General features: G+C 76.0%; 12 protein-coding genes. 2 read left to right on the top strand and 10 right to left on the bottom strand.

Going from position 1 to position 14,653, the window contains the following annotated elements:
* Positions 1–4 precede the first annotated feature (4 nt).
* The 5 genes from ABT345_RS23845 to ABT345_RS23825 form a co-directional block, all read right to left on the bottom strand.
* Positions 5–1,675, bottom strand: a complete 1,671-nt coding sequence (locus ABT345_RS23845; RefSeq protein WP_351323256.1) for a hypothetical protein — start codon at positions 1,673–1,675, stop codon at positions 5–7.
* Between the two features lie 2,285 nt (positions 1,676–3,960).
* On the bottom strand, positions 3,961–4,119 hold the full coding sequence (locus ABT345_RS23840; protein WP_345091290.1) for a DUF6760 family protein: 159 nt from the start codon (positions 4,117–4,119) through the stop codon (positions 3,961–3,963).
* A complete protein-coding gene (locus ABT345_RS23835) occupies positions 4,116–4,610 on the bottom strand; it encodes a hypothetical protein (protein WP_345091288.1) in 495 nt (164 codons plus the stop codon). The genes ABT345_RS23840 and ABT345_RS23835 overlap by 4 nt, the downstream gene beginning before the upstream one ends.
* Positions 4,610–5,053 carry a phage tail protein gene (locus ABT345_RS23830; RefSeq protein ID WP_143944641.1) on the bottom strand — a complete coding sequence of 148 codons (444 nt, stop codon included), beginning with the start codon at positions 5,051–5,053 and terminating at the stop codon, positions 4,610–4,612. The genes ABT345_RS23835 and ABT345_RS23830 overlap by 1 nt, the downstream gene beginning before the upstream one ends.
* Positions 5,054–5,173: 120 nt before the next feature.
* Positions 5,174–6,778 carry a phage tail sheath family protein gene (locus ABT345_RS23825; RefSeq protein ID WP_345092198.1) on the bottom strand — a complete coding sequence of 535 codons (1,605 nt, stop codon included), beginning with the start codon at positions 6,776–6,778 and terminating at the stop codon, positions 5,174–5,176.
* Between the two features lie 322 nt (positions 6,779–7,100).
* Between ABT345_RS23825 and ABT345_RS23820 the strand changes: the two genes are divergently transcribed.
* Positions 7,101–8,492, top strand: a complete 1,392-nt coding sequence (locus ABT345_RS23820) for an RICIN domain-containing protein (protein ID WP_345091282.1) — start codon at positions 7,101–7,103, stop codon at positions 8,490–8,492.
* Between the two features lie 73 nt (positions 8,493–8,565).
* On the opposite strand, the gene ABT345_RS23815 is transcribed toward ABT345_RS23820, so the two are convergent.
* From ABT345_RS23815 to ABT345_RS23805, 3 genes are read right to left on the bottom strand one after another with little or no spacing between them, the layout of a single operon-like run.
* Positions 8,566–10,620: an ATP-binding protein gene (locus tag ABT345_RS23815; protein WP_345091280.1), complete on the bottom strand. Its 2,055-nt coding sequence runs from the start codon at positions 10,618–10,620 to the stop codon at positions 8,566–8,568.
* On the bottom strand, positions 10,610–11,281 hold the full coding sequence (locus ABT345_RS23810) for a Pvc16 family protein (RefSeq protein WP_345091277.1): 672 nt from the start codon (positions 11,279–11,281) through the stop codon (positions 10,610–10,612). Before ABT345_RS23810 ends, ABT345_RS23815 begins: the two co-directional genes overlap by 11 nt.
* 32 nt (positions 11,282–11,313) lie before the next feature.
* Positions 11,314–12,009: a helix-turn-helix transcriptional regulator gene (locus tag ABT345_RS23805; RefSeq protein ID WP_345091274.1), complete on the bottom strand. Its 696-nt coding sequence runs from the start codon at positions 12,007–12,009 to the stop codon at positions 11,314–11,316.
* Between the two features lie 481 nt (positions 12,010–12,490).
* On the opposite strand from ABT345_RS23805, the gene ABT345_RS23800 reads away from it, so the two are divergent.
* Positions 12,491–13,003, top strand: coding sequence for an HAD domain-containing protein (locus tag ABT345_RS23800; RefSeq protein WP_345091271.1), 513 nt, complete (start codon positions 12,491–12,493; stop codon positions 13,001–13,003).
* A 53-nt stretch (positions 13,004–13,056) separates the two neighbouring features.
* Here the strand turns inward: ABT345_RS23800 and ABT345_RS23795 are convergent, their stop codons facing one another.
* Together ABT345_RS23795 and ABT345_RS23790 are read right to left on the bottom strand one after the other, a co-directional pair.
* Positions 13,057–13,755, bottom strand: a complete 699-nt coding sequence (locus tag ABT345_RS23795) for an HAD family hydrolase (RefSeq protein WP_345091268.1) — start codon at positions 13,753–13,755, stop codon at positions 13,057–13,059.
* Positions 13,756–13,831: 76 nt separating this feature from the next.
* Positions 13,832–14,551, bottom strand: coding sequence for a phosphatase PAP2 family protein (locus ABT345_RS23790; RefSeq protein ID WP_345091265.1), 720 nt, complete (start codon positions 14,549–14,551; stop codon positions 13,832–13,834).
* Between the last annotated feature and the right edge of the window lie 102 nt (positions 14,552–14,653).

Below are 14,653 nucleotides of genomic sequence, written 5' to 3'. Positions count from 1 at the left end.
CGGGTCAGCGGCGCGGATCGCGGAGTCTGCCGATGCGCTCCCGGTCGTGACGGAACTCGGCCTTCAGCCGGGGGACCAGCAGCCCGATCAGCCGGTGCACCAGCTCATCGACCTGGCCGTCGGTGAGGTCGCGGGCATCGAACCCGTCCCCCTCCCGCCCGGCGGACCGCTTCCCCGAACTCTCCTCGGGAACATGGCGGTTACGGGCGGAGGTGCGCCTGAGGGGCCGCTCACGGGAGGGCGTCCGCTCCGGCGCCGGAGCGCCCTTCCCGGCGGGCAGGGGCGGGGCGGCCGGCGCCTCCCGTCTGGGGGGCGCGCTCTTCTCCAGCAGCGGCCGCCGCTCCGGCTCCCCCTGTTCCGGGGCGCGTTGGACGGCGGCCAGGAGCGGGGGCGCCGGTGCGGCGGTGCGCTGCGCCTGCGGGACCGGCACCGGCGCCGGGCCTCCCACGGGCGGTACGGGGGCCGGAGCCAGGCCCGGGGCCGGGGGCCCGGTGGGCACGTCCGCCGGACGCGGCGTCAGCGGTGCCGCCTTCCGCTGGACGGCCGGCGGCCGGGCGTTGGCCGCGGTCGGCAATGGAACCGGCGGGCGCCGCGGCGCGTCCCCGGTCCCGCCCGCCGCCGGGGCGGCACGGAGCGCAGCGGCCTGCGGGGCGGGCACCCCGCCCACCGGCCCGGACCGCGGCGCGGCGGGCCCGGCCACGGGGCCGTGCGGCCCCGTGCCGACGGCCGGGGCGTGCGGCGCCGGACCGTTCGGGAGTTGCCGCAGCTGTACGGGGGCGCCGGGCGCCGGGGTGCCGAGTGCGGGGGCGCCGGGTGCGCTCCCGGGGAGCGGCACGGCGTGTGTGCGCGATGCCGGACCGCCCGGCTGCCGCGCCGGACCGGTCGGCCGCTGCGTCGGCGCGACGGACGGTGCGCCCGGTACCGATGCGGCACGCAGCGGCGCGGCCGACGGCGCCGTCCGGCGCTGAACGGGGGCGGCAGCCGGGGCGGTGGCCGCCATCGCCGAGGTCAACGGCCGCGAGGAGGCCAGCGGCAGGGCCGCCGCCGGGCGCATCGGAGTGGCGGACAGCCCGGGGGCGGATGACCCGGAGGCGGACGGCCCGGCGGGCGGCGTGTGGGGCCGGACGACGGGGGTGGCCGCTTCCGAGGGGGCGAGCGGCGGTGCCACCGGTCCCGCCGTCACGGGCTCCGGTGCCGAGGGCGCCGCGAGCGGGGGCCGGACGGTTCCGGGGCCGGCCTTCGGCGGCGTGGCGTCCGGCAGCACGGCGCGGGCGATCGGGGTGGGCAGCGGGGACCGGGAGGCGTCGCCGCTCCGGTGCCCGTTGCCCGTGGGGCGCGTACCGGACGGCTGCGCCGCCTCGGGCCGCCGTACGGGGACGGCACGTTGCACGGGCGCGGCGCCGTCGCCCGGGGCGGCCGCGGGCCCGGCGGTGCGGTGCGGCGCGACGGGCGTACCGGCCACCGGACCCGGGCGCTCCGGCCCGGCCTGCGGCGGGGCGATCAGCGGGGCGCCCAGCAGGGGGCGCCGCCGGGCCGGTCCCGCGGGTCCGGGAGCGGACGGTGCGGTACGGCGGGAGACGGGCAGACCCGGGCCGGAGGAGGCAGCGGACGAGGCCGGGGCGGCGGAGGCGGACGGCGCGGGGGAGCCGTCCGGAGCGGTGCGGGCGGCCGCCACCGGGGCCGCGGGAGCCGGGGCCGCCGGGCTCGGCCGGACCGCCGGAGCGGGAGCCGGATCCGAAGCCGGGGGCGATGCGGCCGTCACGAAGGACGAGGCGGATGCGGTCGGCGCGACAGGAGCAGCCGGTGCGACAGGCACGGACGGCGCGGCCGGTGCGCTCGGCGTGGCAGGCGTGGCAGGTATGGACGTGGACGGCTTGGCCGACGCCGGGGCGACCGGCGGCGCCGAGGACATCGAGGACACCGAGGACGCTGAGGACGCTGAGGAAGCCGCCCCCGTCGGCGGGTTGAGCCGAGCCGACCGCCGCTGCACCGGCGTACCGGACGGCGTCGCCGCGCTGGACGCGCCGGAGGCGGACGGCGGTTGCGGGGCACGCGGCGCGCCCAGCCCCCGGCGCGTGGCGGAGCCCTCGGCGCCGCGCTGCACCGGGTGCCCACCGGTACCGGAGGAAGCCGGGCGCGCACCGGGAGCCGTACGACCGGACGGCGCGCCGGGGACCGGAGCCGGGGCGGCCGAGGACGCCGACGGGCCGGGGGAGGGCGCGGCTGGTCCGCCGGGCGTACCGGACCCCACGCCGGAGCGCTCCGCCGGGCGTGACGTGCCCGCCGCGGACGGAGTCCCCGTCGCCCGCGCCGCGTCGGGCGCGGCCAGGGCACGGGAGACGGCCGGCGGACGGTCACCGCCCGCGGAAGGCGCCGAGCCGCCGGGCGCACCCGCGGCACGCGAGGCGTCACCGGTGCCCTGCGGGGCGGCGGACCCCTTCGGCGCCCCGAGGCCCTTGGGCACACCGGAGGCCGGAGCCGAGGGCCCGGACGCCGACGAGGAACCGGAGGCTGACGGGGCCGACGAGGAACCGGAGGCCGAGGGGGAGGGCGCGGACCCGGTCCCCGAAGCGGCAGGCGTCCGCGGGACGGAGGAACCGGGCGTGCCCGGTGCCGTGGCCGATCCCGCGCCGGGCGCGGCATCGGGCGCCGGGCCGGAAGGAGAAGTGGCCGGCGGCGCGGCCGGACGCGCGGCCGCACCGGTACGCGGCGAACCGCCGCCCGCACCGGTACGCGGCGAACCGCCAAGCGCACCAGCTGCGTTGCCCGTGCCCCCCGCCCCCGGCCGGGAAGGCGCACCGACGGCCCCGGCGGCGCGCGCGGGACGCGGCGCCTCGGCAGCGGCAGGCATGGCGGGCGCACCCGTGGCCTTCTGCACGGGCAGCGGACCGGTGAGCCCGGCGCCCGGGGCGCCACCGGGCCGAACAGCGGCGGTGCGCGTCGCGTCCGGGGAGTTCCCGGGACGGGGTGAAGGGCTCACGGGCCGCGAAATCCCAGCAGTGATAGGCGAGTTGGAAGGTCGGGCGGAAGCCGACGGCGGCACCGGACCGGTCGCCGCCTCCGGCTGCGTCCGTCCGCCGTCCGCCGCCCGCTGCACCGCAACCGGCGGCAGCCCGGCGCCGGACGGGGACGCGGCACCGGCGGCCGAGGGGGAAGCCGCACCGGCAGGCGGCGAGACGGCTCCCGCGGCAGGCGGCAGCGGCAGATCCGCGCCGTCCGCCGGGGAACCGCCGCGCCCGGCACCGGAGCCGGCGGCCGGGCCGGACCCGGCAACGGAGAGGCTCGCCGCTCCCGTCCCGGACGCCGGAGCGGTACCTCCGCCGGTCGTGGGCCGGGACGCGGGCGCGGCGCCCGCGTCCGCGCGGGCCACCGGCAGCTCCCGCCGCTGCACCGCGGTGCGCGGGGTGGCGGCGCCCGACTGCGCGCGGGGCGCCGACGTCAGCGTCGCCGGGCGGGACGCCGCGGCGGGCGTCAGCGGGCGGACCCGCGGGCCCGTCGCCCGCGCCACCGCGACCGGGGCGGCGGGCACGTCGTGCGGCCCGTCCACGCCGGACGGGGCGTCGGCGGGTGCCGGACGCGGAGCCGCGACGGGCAGCTCCGCCACCGCGGCGTCCGGTGCGTCCGTGGCGCGGGCCGGCGCCGCGGACAGCTGTGCGATCCGTCCGCCGGGCCCGCTGTCCAGCACCGCATGGGTGAGGGTGCCGGTGAAGGACGGGTTCTGCCAGGTCGTCAGCGAGGTGCCGAACCCGCGGTCGGCGACGGTGTCCGCCCGGTCGGCGAAGGCGCGCCGGATCGGCGGCAGCGCCGACCAGCCGGCCGTCGCGCGCGGGCCCGCTTCCGCGGGAACGGGAGCGGGAGCCGGGTCGGCGCCGGGCGCCGCGGCGGGCCCGGCGGCGGGCCGGGCCGCACCGCCGTCCGTCGGCGCCGGACGGCGGCCGCGCAGTCTGTCGAGGAGTCCCATCAGCCCTCCGCCGCCGCGCGGTTGACCAGGGCGGCGATCTCGTCGGCGTACCGGCGGCGGTCCCCGTGTTCGAGGTCCAGGATGTCCTCCAGGCTCCAGTGGAAGTGATAGGCGACGTACGCGATCTCCGCGTGGATACGGTCGGCCGCGTACGTCACGATTCCCCCAGGCGGCTCCCGCCCAGCTCCACCTCGAACGGCTGCTCGCAGTGCGGGCAGGTCACCCCGGCCCGGGTGTGGCCCTCCGCGTTGACCTGCCGGTAGAAGTCCTGCAGGAACGCCAGGTCGGAGGCGAACATGTTCTCCACGACGCCGTCGTGCACCTGGTGCAGCGTGCCGAGGCGGGTGATGACGCGGCCCAGCAGGACCACCGACAGATACGCCGGGTTCTCCTGGACCCTGATGTCCCGCAGCGGCACCAGCTCGTCGCGGGCCGTCGCCAGCCGCATCGAACCGGTGCGGTGCACCACGCCCGCGTCGTCGACGTAGCCGCGCGGCAGCTCGAACTCGAACTCGGTGCGCAGCGGGGCCCGTTCGGCGGCGGGGGCGGGCGCCGCGACCGGGGCGGGCGCCGCGGGCTCCCCGCCCGGCGCCGCGGGCGCGGCGACCGGGTCGGGGACGGCCGCGGGCCGGGAGGCCGTACGGCGCATTACTCGATGACCAGTTCTTCGAAGGTGATGGTCACGGTCTCGGTCAGCGCGGACGCCTCACCGGCCTTGACGGTGGAGGTGTCGACCTTGCTGCACCAGGCGTTGCGCATGTTGTAGCGCTTGACCGGGGTGTTCATGTAGTCCATCACCATGATCGTGGCGTTCTTCCGCGCCGTCGACATCTGGCCGTTGACGGACTGGGTGATCCACTGGTTGAACGCGGCGGACTGCGTCATACCGCGCACGACCGTGCAGGTGCCGGCCTTCTTCACGCCCGGCAGCTTCTTCGTGACGGGCTTGCCCTGGCTGGAGACCTGCTGGTACTCGATCACGTCCTGCTCGATGCTCAGGCCGCTGACCTCCTGGAGGTACTCGACCATGACGCCGTCGATCTGGAGGCCGAAATTGTGTGAGGTGAGGGAATCACCGGGCTGCAGACTCATGGTTCGCTCTCTGTGCGGGGACGGGGACACCGGCGCGGATGCCGGACCCCCGGGAAACGGGACGGTCAGGTGCGGGCAGGGCGGGGCGCGACCGGCGGCCGCGCCCCGCCCCCGGCGGGGTTACTCCTCCAGCTCGCCGCTGCCGCTGGAGAACTGCGCCAGCCGGAAGATCACGAACTCGGCGGGCTTGACCGGCGCGATGCCGATCTCGCAGATGACCCGGCCGAGGTCGACCGATTCCGTGGTGTTGGTCTCGGCGTCGCACTTCACGTAGAAGGCGTCCTCGGGACGGGAGCCGAACAGGGCGCCGTTGCGCCACTCGTTGACGAGGAAGGCCGAGACGTTCCGCCGGATCCGGGCCCACAGCGCCTCGTCGTTGGGCTCGAACACCACCCACTGGGTGCCGATCAGGATCGACTCCTCCAGGTAGTTGAAGTACCGGCGGATGTTGATGTACCGCCAGGCCGGGTCGGAGGAGAGGGTGCGGGCGCCCCACACGCGGATGCCGCGGCCGGGGAAGGCGCGGATGCAGTTGACGCCGATCGGGTTGAGCAGGTCCTGCTCACCGCGGGTGATCTGGGTCTCCAGATCGACGGCGCCGCGCACCACCTCGTTGGCCGGGGCCTTGTGGACGCCGCGCTCGAAGTCGTTGCGCGCCCAGATGCCGGAGACGTGGCCGCTCGGCGGGATCATCTTCGTCTGGCCGGACGCCGGGTCGAAGACCTTGACCCACGGGTAGTACACCGCGGCGTACTTCGAGTCGTAGCCCGCCGTCTCCTGCCGCCACACCCGGATGTCCCGGGCGTTGAGGCCGGGCGGCGGGTCGATCACGGCGACGCGGTCACCCATCAGCTCACAGTGGGCGATCAGGCCGAGCTGGACGGCCTTGACCTCCTCCAGGCCGATGGCGCCCCGCTGGTAGGCGGCCATCAGGTCGGGCACCGCGACCATCGAGATCTCGTCGACCGCCTCCAGACCGCCGAAGCCGGTGCGGTCGGCGGAGTCGCCGAGGTACTCGGCCGGACCGGGGTGGACGGCCGGGGCCGCAGCCGGGGCGGCGGGCGCCGGGGCCGCGGGCACCTGCACGGGCCGGGCCAGCTCCACCGTCTGGTTGTCGGGGCGCGCCAGCTGGGACGAGGGCGCCGCCTCCAGCACGGTGATCAGCTTGGAGCGTTCCTTGACCTGCGTGACGACGTAGTTGCGGGTGCTCTTCTTGGCGCTGACGTCGAAGGTCTCGGCGACCTTGTCGCCGTCCTTGACCAGCAGCCGGAACCGCTCGGCCGGGCCCTCGCCCTCCGGGTCGGCGACCTCGACGCTCAGCGCGCCGCCGCCGGTGCCGGACGTCAGGGCGCGGACCGCGAAGGTGCCCAGGGCGGTGGGCTCACCGGGCGTCAGCTCGGCGGGCGCGGCGGCGGCCGGCACCGCGGCCGGCGCACCGGACTGCGTCGCGGCGTCCGCGGCGGCGCCGCCGACCCGGACCACGTAGGCGGCCGAACCGCCGTTGTTGAAGAACCCGTAGACCGAGTGGGCGAGGTAGTAGCCGTCGGTGAACTCGCCGAAGGCGGCCACGTACTGGGACCAGTTGGTCACCAGCGTCGGCTGGTTCAGCGGCCCCGTGGGCGCCAGGCCCACGAAGGCCGCCACGGACGTGCCGACCCCCTCGATCGGGCGGGAGCCACTGGCTACCTCCTCGACGTAGACGCCGGGCGACAGATACGACGGCATGCGCTGGTTCTCCTCGGGGTACGACAACCGTATGACGGTGGAGTACGCCACTGTTGTCGCAGCCCCCTTGGCTCCGGAAGGTCCGTCGGGGCCGTAGCGGGGGCAGCCCGGATGCCCCAACGGGCAGCCGGGGCCCGGAAATCGGGTCGCGGAACGCGGCCCGAGGCCCCCGTTGACCTGCGGTGGGCCCACTTTTGGGGCGGCCCCAGGGCCCGGGTGCACCCGGTGCGGGCCCCGAGGGCAGCCGGCCCGGTCCCTAGGGGCAGCCGACCCTGCCCCCAGTCCTGCGACACGCCCCCCGGCCTCGCCATACGGTCGCCGTATGAGCCTGTGGACCTCTCTCGAACCCGCCTCGACCACCGTGGACCCGGGCGGCAGCACCACCGTGCGGCTACGGCTGCGCAACACCGGCGACGTCGTCGACGAATACCGCTGCGTCCCGGTGGGCGATCTGGCACCTTGGACGACCGTCGAGCCCGCGACCCTCCGGCTCTACCCGGGCACCACGGGCACGGTGGAGCTGACGTTCGCTCCGCCCCGCACCCCCGACGCCGCCGCGGGCCCGCACCCCTACGGTGTCCAGATCATCCCGACGGAGTTCCCCGAGGCCACCACCGTCCCCGAGGGCAACCTCACCGTCACCCCGTTCAGCGAGGTCCGCGCCGAACTCGTCCCCACGAACGTCACCGGCCGCTTCCGCGGCCGTCCCCGGCTCGCCATCGACAACCTCGGCAACGTCAAACTCACCGCCTCGGTCAGCGGCCACGACAACAGCGATCAGCTGTCGTACGAGATCAACCCGGCGAATGTGCAGATCGAGCCGGGGCGCGCGGCGTTCTTGAAGACCACGCTCAAGCCGCGGCAGATCATCTGGGCGGGCGCCAAGCAGTCCCGGCCTTACACGCTGTCGGTGCAGCGCTCCGGCGCCGAACCGCTGCCGGTGCGCGGTACGTACGTCCAGCCCGGGCTGCTGCCGCGCTGGCTCGGCGTGCTGTTCAGCCTGCTGCTGGGCCTGGCCATCGCGTTCTTGATGATCTGGCTGACGTACAAGCCGGATCTGGCCACCAAGGCGACGGACAAGACGCCCGGTCAGACCGCGCACACCATCCAGCCGTCGGCGCCCGCCCCGCCGACGCCGCAACAGCCCACACAGGCGCCGAAGAAGGACGACGGCGGTGGCGGGGGCGGCGGGAACAAGCCCAAGCCGGACCCGAACGCGCGGTTCCACAATGTGCTGCTGCGCAACGGCACCACGCAGAAGTGCGCCGATCTGCCCGGCAACGGCCGGGGGGCCCTGAACGGCCCGGTCTGGCAGTACTCCTGCAACAACGTCCCCTCCCTGGACAACCAGATCTGGAGCTTCGATCTGCTGCCGGGCGGCAAGGGCGCGGGCCCCGACGGGCACAACCTCTTCCAGCTCCGCAACGTCAAGGACGGCTACTGCGTCGATCTGCCGGGCCGTGACCCGGCGGAGAAGGGCACGAAGGTCATCGAGTCCGGCTGCCGGGGTTCGCGGGACGGCAACCAGGGCTGGTGGCTGGAGCAGATCGAGGGCACCCGCCTGTGGTGGGTCCACAACTACAACAGCGGTGGTCTCTGCCTGGACGTCTACGGCTACCACGGCAGGGGCGAGGACATGGACGACCGCCTGCCGCTCACCCTCTTCGACTGCACCAAGGACGACGACCAGGGCTGGATCATCGACAAGCCGTGAGCGGACACGCCCGCCGCATGCGGAAGGGCCCGCCGTCCCCGGGGACGGCGGGCCCTTCCGCATGCGGGTGCCGTCACCAGCCGGTGTCGTCGAGCACCAGCCGGCCGCCCTTGCGGTACTCGCGGCGGGCGCCGGTGAGCAGATCCGCGCCGGTCACCGGCCCGCCGCGCCCGGCGGCGGCGTACGCGGCGGTGACCACCGCGCTGCGGATCGAGCCGCCGGACAGCTCGAACTGCCGGGCGCACGGCCCCGGATCGATCCCCTCCGCGCACGGCACATGCGCCAGGCTGTGCCGCCACAGCGCCAGCCGCTGCTCCGCGTCGGGGAACGGGAAGTCGACCACCAGGTCAAGGCGCCGGGTGAACGCGTCGTCGATGTTGGCCCGCAGATTGGTGGTCAGCACCGCGATGCCGTCGAACGCCTCCAGCCGCTGCAACAGGTAGGCGCTCTCCATGTTGGCGTACCGGTCGTGCGCGTCCTTCACCTCGGACCGCTTGCCGAAGACGGCGTCGGCCTCGTCGAAGAGCAGCACCGCATCGGTGCGGTCCGCCTCGGTGAAGATCCGCTCCAGGTTCTTCTCCGTCTCGCCGACGAACTTGTCGACGACGGAGGAGAGTTGCACGACGTAGAGATCGAGGCCGAGATCGGCGGCGACCACCTCCGCCGACAGCGTCTTGCCGGTCCCGGAGTCCCCGGCGAACAGCGCCAGCACGCCCCGCCCCCGGCCGCCGCCGGCGCTCAGCCGCCAGTCGCCGAGGACCCGGTCGCGGTGGCGGGAGCGGAGCGCCAGCTCCCGCAGCTGGCCGAGCGGGCCGTCCGGCAGCACCAGATCGGCCCAGCCGACGTCCGGGCGGATCCGCCGGGCGTGCCGCTCCAGGCCGGACGCCGACTGCTGCCGGGCGGCGTGCCGCAGATGCGCGGCGGTCAGCGCGGTGCCCTCCAGCGCCGCCAGCGCCAGCGCGGAGCGGGCGGCCCGCCGGATCCGCTCCCCGTCGAGGCGGTACGGGGCGACCGTCGCCGCCAGATCGAGGCCGGGCGTGGCGGCGTCCGCGCCGAGCGCCGCCTCCCAGGCGTCCGCCGCGCCCGCCCGGGTCCGCGGCGCCTGGAGCACCAGCGGATCGCGGGCGCACCACAGCGGGTCGTACGGCCGCGTCCCGCACAGCAGCACCGACACGTCCTCCGCCGCCAACTCCCGGATCAGCGGGCCCGGTTCGTCCGGCAGCGGGGCGACGATGACCGCGCAGTCGCGCAGCCGGGCCTCGCGCAGCAGGGCCGCCACCGGGCCCCGGCCGTCCGGCGCCGCCTCCGCCGTGCCGTCGTCACCCCGCCGCGGCCGGGCGGGCGGGGTGAAGCGCAGCGCCGCCCGGCCCGCGGCACGCAGCGCGGCCGCGGCGCGGGCCGCCCCGTCGCCCTCGCGGTGCTCGCGCAGATAGACGGTGGCGGGCCCCGCCGCGAGCAGCGCGCCGAGCTGATCGGCCGGGTCCGCCGGTGCGTCCGCCGGGGCGCCGGGCAGCTCCGTGACGTACCCGGCGAGCGCGGCGTCCGGGGTGTCGTCGCCCAGCAGATGCGCGGCGACGCGGTCCGGGACGCGGAGCGACCGGCCGAGGAACGGGCGGTCGGCCTCCTCGACGTGCAGCAGGCCGTACGCGGACAGCGGCGCCTCCGGATGGAAGCGGGCCCGCGCCGCGGCGCCCGCACCGTCCGGGGCGAGCAGCCCGCACAGGTCGAGGGCGAGCCCCGTGGTGGCGCGCCGCCGGCTGACGTCGTCGTTGAGGTAGCCGTACAGCGGCTCGAAGTCCCGGTCGAGGTCGGGGGCGAGGGCGATGAGCAGGACGGTGGCGTCCAGCGGGGTCAGCCCCAGCCGCCGGGCGAGCAGGCCCAGCCGGTCGCCGGGCGCGGCGGCGCCGTCCGGCGGCTCCGGCTCGTCCCACCCCTCGGGCGGCGGGCCCCCGGCCTCGGCCCCGCCGCGCAGCCGGTGGCGCACCGCGTCGTCGGAGAGGTACAGGCCGCGCAGCGGGTCGTCGGCGGTCGGGTCGTCGGCGCTGCGCCGGGCGACCAGTGCGGCGACCCGCTCGCGCAGCGCGGCCAGCCGGTCGGCCAGCGGCTGCGCGGGGGTGTCACCGCTCATCGGGCGCCTCCTCGGCGGCGGACGCGGGCCGCGCCACGTCCTTGAGGTGCCGCTCCTGGTGCGCGCGGGGCTCGTCGACGAGGGGGCCGTCCAGCTCCCGGGCGGAGACCACCGCGCCTTCGGTGACCGGCGGCCCCGCGTCGTACTCGGGGAAGCCCGGGAACGGCACGGTCAGCATTAGGTCGACGGAGGGCTTGAGTTCGCCGCCGAGCGCGGAGAACAGCTCGGCGCGGGAGCGGGCGTCGCCCGGCGTGGCGCCGACGACGAGCGGCACGCTCAGCCCGAGCGCCCCCAGCGATCCCGGCAGTTGCGGGGGCGCCAGCAGCTCGTGGGGCAGGAGCGAGGCGAGCGCCGCGGACAGCAGCCGGTGCTCGTCCTGCGGCCGCTTCGTCCAGGCGGTGACCAGGTACGACAGCCGGAACCAGCGCGGCGGACGGCGCCTGCGCACCACGGCGCCCCGCTCGTCGCGCACCGGCACGGTGCCGCCCTCGCGCCGCGCGGTGTCCTCGCGGATGTCGTACAGATAGGCGTTCAGCGTGGGGGAGTTGCGCCGGGACGCCCAGGTGCGGGTCGGGGCGTCGAAGGCGATCTCGATCCCGGTGCCGGCGAGCACCCCGCCGGTCAGCAGTCCCTCGATGACCTCGTCCACTTCGTGGATCATTCAGTGTCGCTCCAGTCGGCCGCGTACGGCCCTCACGAGATGTAGCCCTCGCGCAGCGCGTAGGCCACGGCGTGCGCGCGGTTGCGCAGGTTCAGACGGGTCGTCAGCCCCTGCATGATGTTCTTGACGGTCCGTTCGGAGTACGCCAGCTTCCGGGCGATCTCGTTGGTGTCCATGCCCTCCGCGACCAGCCGCAGCGCGTCGACCTCGCGCTGGGAGAGGCCCGAGGGGCGCACACCGGGGACGCCGAGGGTGCCCGGGCGGAGCGAGCCGACCTGGCTGAGCAGCCGTCCCAGCAGGTCCGCGGGGAGGTCGCCGTCGCCCCGGGAGGCGGCGATGACCGCCTGGCGCAGGCGGTTGCCGGTGGCCTCGCGGCGCCAGACGATGGCGCCGACCCCGCATTCGATGATGTCCAGCAGCTCCGCCTCGCGGATCAGGCTCACGACGAGGACGGCGTGCATCCCGTCGCTGCGCACCAGCCGCCGAAGCCAGCCGAGCATGGTCTCGTCGAGGGACTCGGTGAGCAGCACCGCTACGCCGCCCGATTGCTGGGCGGTCGCCTCGTCGACGAGATCGATCACGGCGTGGTCGCGCAGCTGGCTGATGGTCCCTTCCCGGGAGATGGGATCCGGCGCGTGCACCACGACGGGAATGCGCTGTGCCGGTTCCTCCACGGCCGTCCTGAATGAGCCGCGCAATTGTCGTCCTCCCCGTACCGATCGCCGCATCGGCGCGGAGAGATTTCCGCGGCGGCCGATCCGTTTCCTCACTATGACATCACTTGATGTCGACTCAGATGACGGCATGGGCGGGGGAGGTTGCTCAGCCGATCCAGCTGTGACGGAGTTGTCGAGGAAAAAGTTCGAGAAACGGTGAACCGATCTCGTTTCCGCAGGTGAAGGCGGTAGAGAGGGGTGTTTGCAGGCGTTACTCACCAGGCGATAATCGGCCATCTGGCTAATTGTGTACGTGACGTCCGGAGGATTGCGGGGAGAGGTGTGGATGTGGTTCCGGCTCGGTGACGGAAATGTAATTCCCGGAGAAAGGCGACCCTGATCGCGGGGATACGGCGACGGGACTCTTTGCCTTAACTTTATGGTCGTTCGGTGAACCGACGAGAATTCACCGGCCCGTCCCGCCCGGCGCCGGGACGGACCCGGCCCGGTGGAGCGCTCGCGTCCACCCGGCCGGGGGAGGAGCATCGGACGGGTGACCGACCCGCGTCCGATCCTCTTCCTCGACGTCGACGGCCCCCTCAACCCGTGGCGGGCCCCCGTCGGACGGGCCCCGGCCGGATACACCACCCTGCCGATGCGCCCCACGGGCTGGGAGGAGCCGCATCAGCCGCTGCCGGTACGCCTCGACCCCCGGCACGGCCCGCTGCTCCTGGGCCTCGGCTACCGCCTGGTGTGGGCCAGCACCTGGGGCGCCGAGGCCAACACCTGGATCGCCCCCGTCCTGGGCCTGCCCGCCCTCCCGTACGTGGACTGGCCCCGGCCCCCGCACCGCGCCGCCGACGGCGTGCACTGGAAGACCCGCCGTCTGGTCGCCGTCGCCGGCGGCCATCCGTTCGCCTGGGTCGACGACGAGATCGGGGAGCCGGACCGCGCCTGGATCACCCGCCATCACACCGGCCGGACCCTGCTGAGATGCATCGACCCGGCGGTGGGACTGCTCGCGGACGACTTCGCGGTGCTGCGGCTGTGGGGGCGGGGACGGTGAGGCCGCACCCGGAGGGGCGATGGGGCCGCGCCCGGGGCGCTGCCCGGCGCCGCTCAGCCCACCAGGTCCAGCACGGCCCGTAGCGCGTCCGGGCGCCGGTCCACCGGCAGCGGGGCGACCGGCAGATAGCGGCAGCCCACCGCCGTCGCGCCGCCGTCCGCCCGCCGGTCGTCGCCGACCATCAGCGCCTCGCCCGGCGCCACCCCCAACTCCCGGCAGGCCAGCGCGAAGAGTCGCGGATCCGGCTTCTGCATCCGGTGCTCGTACGACAGGACCGTGCAGTCCAGATACGGCGCCAGACCGTGCGCGCGCAGCACCGGCCGCAGATCCCAGCCGATGTTGCTGACCAGCCCCAACCGCAGCCCGCGCCCGCGCAGTTCGGCCAGCACCTCGACCGCGTCCGGGTACGGCCGCCACGCCTCGGGGCGCATGTGGCGCGCGTACAGCGCCTCCGGCAGCGCGGGGGAGGGCAGCGGCACCCGGCGGGCCAGCGCGGTGTAGACCTCGCGGTGGTGGCGGGGCTCGCGGTCCCGCTCCGCCCAGAGCCCGGCCAGCTCCGGCGGGACCGACTCGGGCACGGCGCCGCCGGGCAGCGCCCCGGCCCGCTCCAGCGCCGCGGCCGTCTCGCGCAGCGCGGCGCCGTCCAGGGTGGCCCCGGTCGCCGTCAGCGCACCGCGCAGCCAGCTCTCCGCCGGCTCGATCCGCACCAGCGTCCCCGAGAAGTCGAACAGCACCGCCTTGATCACCGTCATGCCGCCATGGTCGGCGATCCGCCCGCGGTACGCCACGGGCCCGGCCGGATCCGTACGCCCGCGGCCGGGCCGCCGCTCACGCCTGCCGCCCGGCCCGCCGCCGCTCGTACGCCCGGTGGACCGCCACCGACGCCGCGACCACCGTGGCGCCGAACAGCCAGCCGCCGACGACGTCCGACAGCCAGTGCACCCCCAGGTACACCCGGGTGAAGCCGACCCCGGCCATCGACACCGCCACCACCGTGACGGCCGCCCGCCACCGGGCCGGACGGGGCCCGTGCCGGTGCAGCAGCCAGAGCAGCAGCCCGCCCGCGACCGTGACCGACAGCGCGTGCCCGGACGGGAAGGCCTGGTAGTGCGCGGAGTCGACGGGGTCGGGCCACACCGGACGGTCCCGGTCCACCGCCACCTTCAGCCCCTGCTGGAGCCCGGTGCCCAGGAGCGAGGTGGCGGCCACCCAGACACCGAGCAGCCACTCACCGCGGCGGACGAGCCACACGACCGCCACCGCCAGCAGGGCCCGCATCGTCCAGGGGTCCCACAGCCAGTCGGTGAGGATCCGGTTGAGGTGGGTCCAGCCGGGCGCGCCGACGGCCGTGGTGTGGAGGGTGTCCGCGACGGTCCGGTCGAGCCCGATGAGCGGCGCCCAGCCCGCCGTGACCAGCACGGTCAGGACGACGGCCGCGGCGGCGCAGCCGATGAGCACGGCCAGCGGCGTCCGCGGGGACGGGTACCGGGACGGGGAGGTGCCGAGGGGGCGCGGCGTCGGCGCCGCGCGCCGTTCTGACGAGGCCATGCGCCGATCTTCGCGGACGGCGCCGCCCGGCACCATGCCCCACACCCGACACCGCGCGCCGTTCCCCGGATCCCGTCCGCCGCGGCCGGCGGACCACGCCCC

This window comes from Streptomyces sp. NPDC000404, assembly GCF_040300365.1.
GTDB lineage: Bacteria > Actinomycetota > Actinomycetes > Streptomycetales > Streptomycetaceae > Streptomyces > Streptomyces ramulosus.
This window is presented reverse-complemented; position numbering and strand designations above follow the sequence as displayed.

Excerpts from the sequence above, each read along its gene's own strand:
- ABT345_RS23825 (WP_345092198.1), bottom strand. The coding sequence starts at position 6,778 with ATGCCGTCGTATCTGTCGCCCGGCGTCTACGTCGAGGAGGTAGCCAGT.
- ABT345_RS23805 (WP_345091274.1), bottom strand. The coding sequence starts at position 12,009 with ATGCGGCGATCGGTACGGGGAGGACGACAATTGCGCGGCTCATTCAGG.
- ABT345_RS23830 (WP_143944641.1), bottom strand. The coding sequence starts at position 5,053 with ATGAGTCTGCAGCCCGGTGATTCCCTCACCTCACACAATTTCGGCCTC.
- ABT345_RS23835 (WP_345091288.1), bottom strand. The coding sequence starts at position 4,610 with ATGCGCCGTACGGCCTCCCGGCCCGCGGCCGTCCCCGACCCGGTCGCC.
- ABT345_RS23810 (WP_345091277.1), bottom strand. The coding sequence starts at position 11,281 with ATGATCCACGAAGTGGACGAGGTCATCGAGGGACTGCTGACCGGCGGG.
- ABT345_RS23815 (WP_345091280.1), bottom strand. The coding sequence starts at position 10,620 with ATGAGCGGTGACACCCCCGCGCAGCCGCTGGCCGACCGGCTGGCCGCG.
- ABT345_RS23820 (WP_345091282.1), top strand. The coding sequence starts at position 7,101 with ATGAGCCTGTGGACCTCTCTCGAACCCGCCTCGACCACCGTGGACCCG.
- ABT345_RS23790 (WP_345091265.1), bottom strand. The coding sequence starts at position 14,551 with ATGGCCTCGTCAGAACGGCGCGCGGCGCCGACGCCGCGCCCCCTCGGC.
- ABT345_RS23795 (WP_345091268.1), bottom strand. The coding sequence starts at position 13,755 with ATGACGGTGATCAAGGCGGTGCTGTTCGACTTCTCGGGGACGCTGGTG.